At 37.4% G+C, this 13033-nt stretch carries 16 protein-coding genes; all 16 read left to right on the plus strand.

Features of this window, described 5'->3' with window-relative positions; genetic code table 11:
* The coding region (locus BMZ99_RS22575; RefSeq protein WP_139214734.1) for an IS3 family transposase at positions 1 to 272 on the plus strand (272 nt) is incomplete at its 5' end.
* 272 nt (positions 273 to 544) lie between these two features.
* Complete coding sequence (locus BMZ99_RS27480; RefSeq protein WP_281246858.1) at positions 545 to 673, plus strand: hypothetical protein; 129 nt, start codon at positions 545 to 547, stop codon at positions 671 to 673.
* Between the two features lie 187 nt (positions 674 to 860).
* Positions 861 to 1121, plus strand: coding sequence for a GlsB/YeaQ/YmgE family stress response membrane protein (locus tag BMZ99_RS22580; protein ID WP_090943245.1), 261 nt, complete (start codon positions 861 to 863; stop codon positions 1119 to 1121).
* Between the two features lie 117 nt (positions 1122 to 1238).
* Positions 1239 to 1457: a hypothetical protein gene (locus BMZ99_RS22585; RefSeq protein ID WP_090943248.1), complete on the plus strand. Its 219-nt coding sequence runs from the start codon at positions 1239 to 1241 to the stop codon at positions 1455 to 1457.
* A gap of 192 nt (positions 1458 to 1649) precedes the next feature.
* Positions 1650 to 1859 (plus strand): Y-family DNA polymerase, encoded by a 210-nt coding sequence (locus BMZ99_RS22590; RefSeq protein ID WP_090943251.1) that lies wholly within the window; start codon positions 1650 to 1652, stop codon positions 1857 to 1859.
* A gap of 700 nt (positions 1860 to 2559) precedes the next feature.
* Positions 2560 to 2853 carry a type II toxin-antitoxin system Phd/YefM family antitoxin gene (locus tag BMZ99_RS22595; protein ID WP_090943254.1) on the plus strand — a complete coding sequence of 98 codons (294 nt, stop codon included), beginning with the start codon at positions 2560 to 2562 and terminating at the stop codon, positions 2851 to 2853.
* A 222-nt stretch (positions 2854 to 3075) separates the two neighbouring features.
* The gene (locus BMZ99_RS26035; protein WP_139214826.1) at positions 3076 to 3384 is read left to right on the plus strand and encodes a hypothetical protein; all 309 of its coding nucleotides are present in this window, start codon (positions 3076 to 3078) and stop codon (positions 3382 to 3384) included.
* Positions 3385 to 3847: 463 nt separating this feature from the next.
* The gene (locus tag BMZ99_RS22600) at positions 3848 to 4492 is read left to right on the plus strand and encodes a restriction endonuclease (RefSeq protein WP_090943257.1); all 645 of its coding nucleotides are present in this window, start codon (positions 3848 to 3850) and stop codon (positions 4490 to 4492) included.
* An 18-nt stretch (positions 4493 to 4510) separates the two neighbouring features.
* Positions 4511 to 4894, plus strand: a complete 384-nt coding sequence (locus BMZ99_RS22605) for a hypothetical protein (RefSeq protein WP_090943261.1) — start codon at positions 4511 to 4513, stop codon at positions 4892 to 4894.
* A gap of 773 nt (positions 4895 to 5667) precedes the next feature.
* Entirely contained in the window at positions 5668 to 6945 is a 1278-nt protein-coding gene (locus tag BMZ99_RS22610; RefSeq protein WP_090943264.1) for a Y-family DNA polymerase, read from the plus strand.
* Positions 6946 to 7232: 287 nt separating this feature from the next.
* On the plus strand, positions 7233 to 7454 hold the full coding sequence (locus BMZ99_RS22615) for a hypothetical protein (RefSeq protein WP_090943268.1): 222 nt from the start codon (positions 7233 to 7235) through the stop codon (positions 7452 to 7454).
* A 385-nt stretch (positions 7455 to 7839) separates the two neighbouring features.
* Positions 7840 to 8604 carry a peptidoglycan-binding domain-containing protein gene (locus BMZ99_RS22620; protein ID WP_090943270.1) on the plus strand — a complete coding sequence of 255 codons (765 nt, stop codon included), beginning with the start codon at positions 7840 to 7842 and terminating at the stop codon, positions 8602 to 8604.
* Positions 8605 to 8635: 31 nt separating this feature from the next.
* Positions 8636 to 9001, plus strand: a complete 366-nt coding sequence (gene hxsD, locus BMZ99_RS22625; protein WP_217645132.1) for a His-Xaa-Ser system protein HxsD — start codon at positions 8636 to 8638, stop codon at positions 8999 to 9001.
* Position 9002: 1 nt separating this feature from the next.
* Positions 9003 to 10481, plus strand: a complete 1479-nt coding sequence (gene hxsB, locus BMZ99_RS22630; protein ID WP_217645133.1) for a His-Xaa-Ser system radical SAM maturase HxsB — start codon at positions 9003 to 9005, stop codon at positions 10479 to 10481.
* Positions 10453 to 11580 carry a His-Xaa-Ser system radical SAM maturase HxsC gene (gene hxsC / locus BMZ99_RS22635; RefSeq protein ID WP_090943276.1) on the plus strand — a complete coding sequence of 376 codons (1128 nt, stop codon included), beginning with the start codon at positions 10453 to 10455 and terminating at the stop codon, positions 11578 to 11580. The genes hxsB and hxsC overlap by 29 nt, the downstream gene beginning before the upstream one ends.
* A 384-nt stretch (positions 11581 to 11964) precedes the next feature.
* A complete protein-coding gene (locus tag BMZ99_RS22640) occupies positions 11965 to 13032 on the plus strand; it encodes a ComEC/Rec2 family competence protein (RefSeq protein WP_175490667.1) in 1068 nt (355 codons plus the stop codon).
* Position 13033: the final 1 nt, after the last annotated feature.

Below are 13033 nucleotides of genomic sequence, written 5' to 3' on the forward strand. Positions count from 1 at the left end.
CTAGCAAGCGCTTTCATAAGAAACTTGTTGATGCAGGCATGACACAAAGCATGTCCAGGGTCTCAAGATGCATAGATAACGGTCCTATGGAGGCATTCTGGGGAATGATGAAATCAGAGATGTATTATCTTAAAAAGTTCAATTCCTACGACGATTTGGAAAAGGCGATCAACGAATACATAGAGTACTACAATAATCATCGATATCAAAAGAGGCTCAACTGTATGACTCCACTAGAGTATAGACAGTATCTTTTGAATACAGCCGCATAAAAAAATGATGCCAACCACAACTCAATGATTGGCATCATAAAACTTTTTGTTTTTATACTGTCTACTTGACAGGGGGCACTTCACTTTAGGTGAGACGGCTTTTTTGTATATTGAAAACCACGCGCTAGGCGTGCAATGTCGTCAACTTAAGGATATTTTTAGACAAATATCCTTAAGTTGACGACATTGCACGTTAGACGGGTGGTCCTGATTATTTTGTCACCTTAAACACCTCAGAAACATATTATGTTATTAAGAAGGAGGTGTTTATTTTGTCACATGGGCATTGCAATGACGATGCAGATAGATTAGAAAGACTGGAACGTGAAGTCGAAGAAATTCTTCGAATAGTACGCGAGATCCTTCGAATAGTTCGTGAATTAGCCGAAGAAGATTGTTAGATAACTCTCTAGGTTAGCCCGTCAGTATAGTTGACGGGCTTTACATATAGAATTTACTCTATTTTAAATCAACAAGCTTTTGCGATTTTTAAAATGCACCGTCTTATTTAATTGGTAAGGCGGTACTTTTTTATTTGTATAATTAAAACAGCTTATTGGGATGATAATGTAAGGAGGTGATATAAAAATGCTTTGGTTTTTAGTAGTCGGAGTGATCGCCGGCTGGCTCGCTGGCATGATTTCACGTGGCGGAGGATTTGGAATATGGGGCGACCTAATAACAGGGATTGTAGGTTCTTACATTGGCGGTTTTTTATTTAATCTTATGGGTATAGCCACATATGGTTTAATAGGGTCGATAATTGCAAGCACTATAGGAGCTATTGTGCTACTGTGGGTTATTCGATTATTTCGTGTTGCAGATCCTGCATATAAAAAGAAAGAATGAGTTTATCATTTTGCTGCTTTACTCTTAATGGGTGAGGCGTTTTTTTTATTTGTAAAATTTAAATTATAAAAACCAGGACATACTAAATGTAAAGCTAGCATTCGAAGGAGGTAGAACATGGCTGATGATCATATAGATGAATGGACAGAGATTAATAAATTTGTTCAAAAACTATCTGAAGAAGGTCGTTTAAAATTATTCCAAGAACTGAAGCGTTCTGGATCAGTTGAAAATCCTATTAAGTATACCGAAACACACGTAGAAGGCGGTATAGAGGAATATCGTGATAAAGGAGAAAATTTGCTCTCAAAGAATCTGAATCGTCGATGGACTTAAAAAATCAAAATTAAACCGTCTAAATAGACGGTTTTTAATTTTGTTTATAAATCTTTTTAGTTTTAAACTTTTTTGTTTTACATTTGTGTGAAGCGTTTTTTCATTTGTAAATATCTACCGCTTGATTTTCACTCACTTAAACTCTATAATTTAACCAAACATACGTTCTATTTCATGGGTGGTGAATTTATCATGGGTCGTACAATTCTACATGTTGATTTGAATAACTATTACGCAAGTGTAGAATGCCTATATCATCCCGAGATTCGTGATAAGCCTGTGATTGTATGCGGTGATGCTGAAGCGCGTCATGGTATCATTCTTGCTAAAAATTATATTGCCAAGAACCTTGGAGTAAAAACAGGAGAAGCAATTTGGGAGGTTATCTATATTTTTTTATAACGTCATTAACAAAATAAGTAGATTTCTTGTGGGTTGGCAAGATTAATCCTTGCAGAATCCTAAATTGAGCATAGTCTGAGAAATACCTAACCGGATACTAAAAAAGGGTATAAAACTAGATGGTGCAAGCTTTAGTGGAGGTGAGCATAAAAAAGTGAGCATGAGTTAATCTACGGAGCTGATTTGAAGTATAAATATGAAAACAGATGATCATCAATCGCTTTCGTTAATCCTATTTGATTACTGATCTAGAATTAATAAGACTATGGAGAGATCTGGGCTTGTCATTAATATTTAGGATCTAAAGATTTACAAGAGAAATGGTTACAGGACAATAAAAAGCTTGAGAGAACTCTTCAAGAACTGGTGTTTTAGAACTAATCAAAGAGCAAAAAAGATAATCTGGAGCAAGGCGAATATTATTTTCTAGGAACAACGACTTTTTTTATAGCAATCTTTTCTGCATTAGCGATTAATATCTTACTTGATATCATGAAATAATTAATAATCCAGGGCAATTAAATTTTCTAAGCCTCATTTTGTGACTATCATTGTACAAAGTGAGGTTTTTATATATTTATTAATTTATTAAGATTACTTTATGAAATTAAGACATTAAATGCCCATATTTCGGAAAAGTATCTTTATGTTTTCCGAAATGTAGATATAATAGAGATAAATTAGTAAAGAAGGTGGAACCATGATTAAAATGATTATACGCCCTATTAGTGAATTGTCGAAAAGAATGGCAGATGTAGAAGCCTTTGTGATTGGCCAAGATACGCCAGTCCATCTTACTAAAAATGGATACAATCACATGGTTATTATGAGTAGCAATCATTACGAAAAAATATCAGCAAAAATAAACATGTATGAAAATCTTCTACGCTCCGAAGCTGAAATTCGGCAGGGCAAATCCTTGCGATTGGATTCAGCTATGACCGACATTGATCAGTACCTACAGGAGCGTATTCATAAACAATATGGAAAATAAGTACAAGGTTAATTAGCCCCTAATGCCGTAATGAAGACTAAGGAAGTCGTAAATTTTATGTGGATGCCATGAACTACTTGATAGTTAAAGAGTTTCAGGTGGCAGGCTATTAAAAAAGCTGCAGATTACTCGATTGTTGGGTTTAAAAAAGATTGAACAGTATTAAAATAGTTCAAACGACCCCGCGACTGGTAATGTAATTTTTACCAGCGGTTTAACATCATGCAAGCTTATCATTTGCCGGATATCAGCTTGACAGGCCTTTTAGATGAACGGATTGCGCAGGATACGATTCAAGAGTACTATCGGTCTACCATTGGTCACGATGATTATTACAGCTTACCTGCTGTTTATCAGTGCATTCAGGAAACTACTTGGTGCAAGCATAAGAAGGAACGGATATGTAATTGGCTCCGACTGATTGCCCAGACAGACTCATTTGCGGAAAGCAGTGTTTGCTTCTTACAGGGGAGCTACCTGAATGATGAAGCTCGAACATGGGGACAGGGAAGCAAAAGGGACGCTTGCTGATTATATTGACAGCTGCAGGTATGAGGGGATAAATAGGATGACAATTCCGGAAAGCTATAGCATTGATTGGTTGCCAAATCCAATGTCAGAAAAATGAATGTAGGTAGGAGCGAACAAAGCTATGCCTTGGCTAGATCGGCATTAAGCCCGAAGGGCAGAATTCTTAGAAATTGCTATGGCTGATAAACAAATCATAGTAGAGCTTGATTGAAAGTAGTCACGGCTCATGATTTTATCTTCTCCATCGTCAAGCCCGTTAAGTGTATCAGGTTTGTGATGAATTAAAAAAAGTACCCGTATCTACCTTAGAGCTAGCATACGGGTACTTTACTATCTCGTATATAATTTTGTGCCAGGAAAACCTCAGTAATTTGCACATATGTAGTACAAAAAAACAATTTTCAAGTTGATATCTACTTGAAAATAATTGGAGTATATGCTATGATAAAAAACAAAGGAGGTGGTGATTATTACAAATGCTTGGTTAGTACGTCCTAACCCACAAGGGTTTGAGCGTATGAAAGAATTTCTTAAGCAAAACATTGTAGCTATTGGATGGCCAGGTATTGGTGACCTTACCAATCTGAGTACTGATGAAATTAAACTAAGGTTATGCGCGCCACCTTATGGCTATTCAAGTCTTGAACTAGGCAATACGTACGCAGTGATCGATGCATTTGTACACCGAATGGCTGTTGGTGATTATGTTTTAGTTCCGCATGGGCATAGTATTTATTTCGCAAAAATAGAGAGTGATTATCTATTTAATAAAAGCAAAGACAATGAAGATGATGGATTTCCGCACCAACGTAAAGTCACCTGGGTCTCCGAACCCATCCCTCGTTCATCGTTACCTGATACCTTGCGAAATGCACTAAAAATACACCGTTCAACAGCAAACCTAACTAAGTATTTCGATATCATTGTCTCTCTGGCAACAGGAGATGGTATTCCTCAAGAGTTAGCTCCGATCAATGAATTCTTGAAAGTAAATTACCCATTACGTCCAGATATGCTTGTTACTATCGAAGTGCCGAAAAACATAACCAAAACCGAGGCTCTACGGTTGTCCGAATTTGTTAAAACTTTATATTTTGACAATAACTAAAAATGGAGGTTAGTGACTATGGATTTAATAATTGACCAAAATAAACTAGGGGAATTAGAAAAGGCCTTTCATTTGATGTGGGAAACTTTCCCTGAACCTGCAACACTGGTACATAAAAGCAAAAAGGTAATTGCTATCAATTCAGCCTGTCAAATTATTGGACGAGAAAAAGGAATGAATTGTGCACAACACGGTCCTGCTGAAGGTCATAGAGGATGCCTAGCCAATAAGGCGATAAGCGTTCAGCAAACTGCATGGAAGAAATCGAAATATGGTGAAAAAGATATATTGTGTTATTGGTTACCTGTACCTGAGCATCCAGATTTTTTTATTCATTTTGGTGTGGGAGTGACCATTGATTATGATGCAATACCAGTAATGGACCCAACCCAAAAAGATTAATAATACATCGACATGCCACCCTTCACTTAAAAAAAGAGTTTGAAGGGTGGCATAGCTGTAGTGTAGCATCTAGAGAATATGAGTTGCCTGCTTTGATTGTGACTTATGCATGCGATGTAATCGATACTGATTATCTTTTGTTTATACTAGATTTATGCCGATAGGATTCAAGAGAAGTTGTACATACGATTCGGTAAGGTTTACCTCCACAGACAAAGTTAGAATCATAAAAGCTATAAACCTGCCAATTATTTACCTTTTGAGGAGTAATTAGTGGGTTTTCCTTTTTAAAAATAAAGAAGCTGCTTTTCTTCGGCAGTTAAACCTAATGTTTAGGTGGTTAGGTAAGGTAATATAGTTGAAATTCGATTTGTTGTTATAATATTATTACTTATTTGCTTGCGCTGAAAGCGCTTTCTAATGCAGCAGCTCTTTTTATTCCACTAGCTTGCTTGATGCTATGGAGATTGAATGTGAAAGGAAACACCGGCTAAGTGGTTTTGATGACCATCTATAGTCGGCTTTATTTTGATTCACTTTGTAATAAATTACCAAGCGCATCTACATTTACACAGAACATATGTTCTGGTATCATGTAATATGTAGTAACTGGAGGTGGATCGTGATGAGCGAATATACTATAGATTTACTGAGTATCCCTATTTACCAGCAGATGGCTCGGATAGTTTACTTCGATCGGTGTATGGTCAAGTGGGTGGGAATGCTTTTGTCTGAGCACAACGAGCAGATGAAAGAGAAAGAAGGCAACAGCGATGGGGCTCGTTGATTTTTCTCATTTTCCTCGCAGGAGCGTATTGTGTGTCGACGTAAAATCATTCTTTGCATCCGTAGAGGCGGTGCAGCGAGGGATTGACCCGCTAAAAGCCTATATTGCTGTAGTATCGGACTTAAGGAGAAACGGTGCGATCGTATTGGCCAGCAGCCCGAGGGTTAAATTGGAATATAATATTAAAACCGGAAATCGGCTCTTTGAAATTCCCAGGCGTTCTCCGATTATGGTAGTAGAACCAAACATGGCGCTATATATCAATGTCAACCAGGCCATACAGAACATATTCCGTCGGTTCGTAACAGATGAAGATCTACACGTTTATAGCATTGACGAGTCCATATTGGATGTTACCGCATCGCACAATTTGTTTGGACCCGCAGAGGTGATTGCGGAAAGCATCTTAAAGTTAGTGAAAAATGAATTGGGTCTTATTGTGACTGTAGGCATTGGCGATAATCCGCTTTTGGCAAAACTGGCACTGGATAATGAAGCTAAAAAGCATCCGCCATGGATGGCGAAATGGACGTATGAGATGGTGCCGAAAACGGTATGGAAAATACAGCCGCTGACTGCGTTTTGGGGCATATCCAGAGGCTACGATGAAAAACTCAAGCGAATGGGTATTTATACGATAGAGGCGTTGGCTTATGCCAATCCAATGTTGTTGCAAAAAACTCTAGGCGTAATGGGGTTGCAGTTATATTATCACGCATGGGGATTGGATGCCAGCATCATTAGCCAGAAGGAACGTCCGAAAAGTAAATCCTATAGTAAAAACCAGATATTGATGCGGGATTACGATGTAAAAGCAGAAATTCTAATGATCATCAAGGAAATGGTGAGCGATATATGCGCTAGGCTACGTAAGCATCAAGAAAAATGCCAAGAGGTATATTTAGGAATAGGATACTCGGATAAGAATTTTAAGTTAGGTTTTACTGCACGAATTAAGCTAATTCGACCGGAACACTCAACAGATATCATTAGTGAAGCGGCACGCCAGGAGTTTATTAAGCGGTGGAAAGGTGAACCGGTACGATCAGTAAATATTACTGCTAGGAAAATTGTGTCACAGGGACTTGAGCAGTTGGAGCTATTTTCTGATGGAGAAGAAAAAAATCATGCGATAGATAGAGTAGTCGATGATCTTCGAAAGCGATTTGGTAAAAGAACTATTTTTTATGCTGGGTCGATGGCTGGTGGAACTTTCCTTGAACGAGCGGATTATGTGGGCGGACATAAAGGGAAAAGTGAATGATGTAAAGAGGATCGATTGAGTAATAAGAGTGGGTCCACTAGCTTGGTATTACCTTTAGAGAGACGATATGGAAAGACCCAGAAGATGGGCGGTTATCTATCTTGATAACAGTCGGGTTGCGACTTTTCCCCTTGATCTTTAATCAGGAAGTGCATAAGGCTCCTGCTATTTAGGATGTCAATAAAAGAGAAAAACTGTTTAGCAAAAGGTGCATTTGATGGACAAGTTTGGAAACATAACTCTTTGAGCATAAAAAATTACGGACATATATAGGAGGGGAACCTATAATGGCAAAAACAGAGTTAGCAAGTAACAAAGAAGTTGTACAGCAATTTTGGAACGGTGTTTTCAACCAACATAATTTGGCTATTGCGAATGCCCTGATATCAGATGGCTATATTCAACATAATCCCCGTGTTGAAACGAGGCGAGAGGTTACAATACTGTATCAATATGTCGGAAGTGGGGTAATTATAATAATCAGTTACGGATTCTCGAGATTGAGCTAAACTTATTATCATACGTTCTACTAGTTTCTGACAAAGTTGGCGTATTTAACGCTCCTGGGATGGATATCACCTAACCATTCACGTAGTGCAGAAAAATCTATTGCACTTAGCAAAGAGGGGTCTATTAGTGTAAATAGCAGGTTTTTTATTATTAGGTCGGTTAGAGTGATTTAAAGAAGTCATTCTAACCGACTTCTTTATTTATGTAAGTATAGAGCAAGATGATTTATAAAGAAGCAATCTTGTGATGATCGTAATTTGCTTCCATATTTATCAATAATCGACAAATATTTAAAAAATGTGGTTTATTTTTACTATTTTCATACAGGAAATGGAATAATTATCTAGAATTATTCAAAGATAATTCAAAAAATGGAGTGAGTATATGAAGGATTGGAAAAAGCTTTGGGCGTATGGCTCAGCAACAGCTCTATGGTTTGCTGCTCAATTGGGATTGGTAGATGCACCTCATGTTGAAGCCAAGCACATACAGCCTAATGATGGAAATTTGAGAATCACCGGAAATGAACCTATTTATCTTGATAAAACAAGTACGATTCAGAACTCATTAGAAGACATTTTTGCCAATGACAATCTGGATCAATTGGCACATTATTCTCACCGTTCCCACAGCTCTCATCGTTCACATTCCTCGCATAGCTCTCATTACTCTCACTACTCCAGCACAGGTGGCAGTGGAGGAGGCGGCGGTAGTGGCGGTGGCGGATATTACAGCAGCGCGCCAGCTGCACCTGAAGATGCGATGGATATCCGAGCAATTCAAAAGAAACTTAACGAACTAGGATATGATTGTGGGATTGTGGATGGTGTTAAAGGGGCTCAAACCAGAGAATCTATACGAAATTTTCAAATGGATTACGCCCTCACAATCGACGGAATCGTTGGTGAAGGGACGAAGAGAATACTCGAATCTGTTGATCTAATCAGCATTCAAAAGAAGCTCAAGCAACTTGGTTATGACTGCAATACCATTGGCAATAGAGATGAAAAGACGATACAAGCCATTAAGGATTTTCAAGCAGCAGAAGGGCTTGATAGCTATGGAACCGTCAATCGTGTGACCAAAGAAGCTGTTGAAAAGAAAGAAATTCCTAAACTAGTGACTCCTGAAGCTACAAAATCAAAATAAGTATGATTTCAAATCCAATTTAAACCGGTAGGTGATTAACATAGAAGAGATACAGAACAAGCAGCCTTTTATTACTGAAACGGAAGCTGGTGTATTCTTAGTAAAGTTGAAAAAAGAATTTTACGAACAGGAGGCTGTTATGCAAGCCTCCTATAAATTTACGAATACCTGTTTTATTAAAATTGACGCTATGGAAGAAGGGTATGTAGGAGTCTGGTTTAAAGGGAAACCAGAATTACATGTAAATCCAGAATTGCTCCTATGTGAATTTTGCAATGAGGTACTGGACCAACAGGTGAGGCTTGACCTTGAAAAACGTTACGGAACGATTCGAGATAGCATTTATCAATTTGCCTTTGCTCCCATTAAAGATCGCATTGATGATTGGGATGAGTAGGATGATGAGAAACGAATATAGTATATTGCCTTTTACTTTTAAGCGGTTGCCTCACCGTAAGATGCTTATGGTCAATCAAAGTGGCGAGTTCACCTTTGTAAGTAGTGATGATTTTAATAATTTGTTGAATCATGATTTAGTAGCTGATAATTCCACATACTTTGAGCTTAAAGGTAAGCATTTTCTAGCAGACACCGATCTAGATATCGCTCAGGAAATGGTAGCTACACAACTACGTAGCCGTAAGAGTTTTCTTCGACATTTTTCTTCTTTACACATGATTGTTGTAACGGCACGGTGTAACTTCATTTGTGATTATTGTCATGCTTCTAGTGCAGCTCTGGAGCAGCAAAAAGTTGATATGAATTGGGCGGTAGCAAAGAAAACCGTTGAACTAATTTTTTCTTCCCCTTCGCCAGTGCTGAAAATTGAATTTCAGGGAGGAGAACCACTGTTAAATTGGCCGATCATAAAAGAAATTGTCCAGTATGGAATTTTTCTGAATCGCTTTGCCAAGCGGCAGTTAGAATTTGTTATCTGTACCAATCTAACGCTGCTAACAGAAGAAATGATTGATTTTATTAAGGAGCATAAAATAACCATATCTACTTCCTTAGATGGGCCCAAATTGATTCAAGATCTGCACCGCAAAACCCGTGAAGGATATAGTGGATATGATGTATTCCATAGCAATTTGCAACGGTTGCGTGAGGGAATCGGACAAGATGGTGCTTCAGCTTTATTAACCATTACGAAATCCAACCTCAGCAGATTGCAAGAGGTCATTGATCATTACGTGGAACTTGGATTTGATGGAGTTTTTTTACGAGCATTAAACCCCTATGGATTTGCACGTCAAAATATGGAACAACTAGGCTATTCTGTAGAAGAGTTTGTTGGCGAGTATAAAAATATATTACGCTATTTAATTGAGCTAAACTTGCAAGGTATTCCCTTTGCAGAATACTACACAACGCTTTTATTTCAACGAATTCTCACACCTTTTTCCACGGGATTTGTAGATCTGCAATCTCCATCCGGAGCTGCCATCAGTGGTGTAATCTATGATTATAACGGAGAGGTCTATCCTACCGATGAAGCTCGGATGCTTGCACGTACAGGCGATAGGCGATTTAAAATGGGACATGTCTTAAAAAATAGTTACGAAGAACTCTTTGCTGGTGCTTTGGTAAAAAAATTAGTTAAAAAATCCTGCATTGAAGTATTACCTGGCTGTGCTTCTTGCGTATACCAAGCCTATTGTGGGGTAGATCCAATCCGAAATTATGTAGAAACAAAGGATATTGTCGGCCATCGACCCAGCAGTGATTTCTGCAAAAAGAATACAATGATTTTAGATCACTTATTTCAATTGATTGATGAAAATGATCCGGATGTCATGGATGTATTTTGGTCTTGGATAACACGACGTCCATTGGAGGAAATTCGCCATGATAAATTTAACAGGAATAGCTCTTAATGTTCAATATCCTATTGTCGGGATTGTTACTACTACACCAGTAAACCTTTTCATGCGAAGTGAGCGGATATTTGTTTCCGCGAAGATCAATTCCTCAGTTTTCGGTTATGCTTGCTGTATCACAAATCAGGATGTTGTAGCTATACCACGTGGCAGTCTTGTTCACTCGGTACTCGAAATGGAAACATTAACAGATGGTGATATTATATTAGTTACTACTGGAGGACGAATTAATGTTATGTACCAGAGCTGCAATGCAGATCATACGGTCTTTATCACAAACCGCTGTAACAGCCGCTGTATCATGTGTCCGCAGCCTCCAAGTAATGATCCACCAGATTTACAGGATATAAACCAAAAGGTATTGTCGTTGATAAAAGCAGAAAGCTTACAACACATTGGCATTACTGGGGGCGAACCCACGGTTGTTCTAGATCAGCTCTGCCAAACATTAGCTTACTTAAATAGTAACTTTCCGAATGCATTTATTTCTCTATTAACCAATGGCCGTAGATTAAGTGATTTTGATTTAGCAAGACAAGTTGTTGCAGCGAAAAACAAGAAATTGCTGTTCTGTATTCCTCTTTATGCAGATAATGATGTTCAGCACGATGCGATTGTAGGTGTACCTGGCGCATTTGCTGATACCATACAAGGAATTTATAACCTCTATCGCTTAGGGCGAAGAATGGAAGTTCGCGTTGTTGTTATGCGGCAGAACTTTACTCGATTAACAGCAATAGCAGAATTTATCTACCGTAATCTGCCCTTTGTTGCTCATGTCGCTTTGATGGGGATGGAGTATACCGGTGAAGCTGAAGAGCATTTGGATGATTTATGGATTGATCCTAAGGAATACACGCAACAATTATATGAGGCAGTATGGCATTTACATCGTCGAGGTATGAATGTTTCCATTTATAACATTCCACTTTGTTTGCTAAAAGAAACCTTGTGGCAATTTTCTAGAGACAGTATATCTGAGTGGAAGAAAAATTACTTGGAACAATGTAATTCCTGTACAGTAAAAGAAAAATGCGGTGGTGTATTTGACACTTCTGTTGTGCAAAGTCAAAATATATTACCTTTATTCCTATAACAGTTATCATTAAGTTGCCAAAAAAATTAATATAATGAAAAGATATGAGGTTTTTGTTAGTTCGATGGAGATTCTATGAAGATCTTACATGGTTTCGTCAATATATTCTTGTAACTAAGGAATCCAACATAAAAGTACTCAGTTGAATCAGTAGTATTTCTTATGATATATGTAAGCAGATCAGCTTATGAAGAGTTATAGCTAAGTGATGCAGCAGGTAATATTAAGCTATCCTTTTTTAATTAACAGAGACTAGCAGTTAGATTATAAATGAAAAGAAGTGGAGGTAATAAATAAATATTGAATATTAAAAAGATGATTCTCGGTTTCATTTGCTTTATTGGACTTGGATATCTATTAAATAAAATTTTTGGAGGCGATAATGTGGCTGATAAAATTCAATACCATGTTTTTTTTCTTGATGTAGGACAAGGTGAGGCAACGCTTATTGTTAAGAGAGTTATCCCTGATAAGGGAGAAACAAAATGTTATACGATGTTGGTTGACACAGACAGTGGAGAAACTATAAACCCAGCTACACTTATTAAAGATTGTGTACCTAAAATAAAAAGGAATGGAACAGAAGTTTACTTTATAGATTCAATGTTAATAACACATCCTCACGATGACCACATAGGAGGATTAAATTTTTTTATTAATGATGCAGACATATGTGTAGGTAAAATCTTTCACCCAGATTATGATTTCCCTCGTAGTAAAGAGACCGCAGATTATAAGGCATACAAGAAACTAAAAAAGGATTCCTGTAATCAAACTGAAACTCGCATAATTGCAGGACAGGATTATGGTAGTGATACTGGAATATCTTTCACTACATTTTCGCCACCCAAGACAATCGAAAATGCAGAGAAATTTAAAAACCAATCTGAGAAAATACAAGTTCATAATCAATGTTCAGTAATAAAGGTAGATCTTAATGGGACAAAACTTCTTTTTCTAGGTGATGCAAATCAAGAGTGTGCAAAAAGAATTTTGAAATATTATAAGGAAAAGATCCCTTCAACAATATTAAGTGCTTCTCATCATGGTTCAAATTCTATATTTGTTCCAGAGATAGATATTGAAGAGAATTTATCAAGTATTAAAAGAGGAGATAAAGACAATAGTTGGGATGAAGAAATATTAGATATAATTGATCCAGAATATGTCATAATATCGTGTGGTAAAGATAATAAATACAAACATCCACATAGTGCTGCTTTAGAAGCATATAAAGAGAAGAAACGTAATGTGAAAAGAACCGATATCGAAGGTACTATTTATTTTGTAGTTGATGATAATGGGAAATACGTGGTTAGTTATTTAAAGAGTTACGATTCTGTAAAGAAAACAATCAAGGGCTTGTTCCCAAGTACTGCATCAACGAATGAATCAGTTAAATCTTTCTTTGTGGGAGGTTCTTCACTTCCAATCCCTCCAAGGAATGCGTAGG

Origin of the sequence: Pelosinus propionicus DSM 13327 (genome assembly GCF_900114615.1) — a bacterium.
GTDB lineage: Bacteria > Bacillota > Negativicutes > DSM-13327 > DSM-13327 > Pelosinus > Pelosinus propionicus.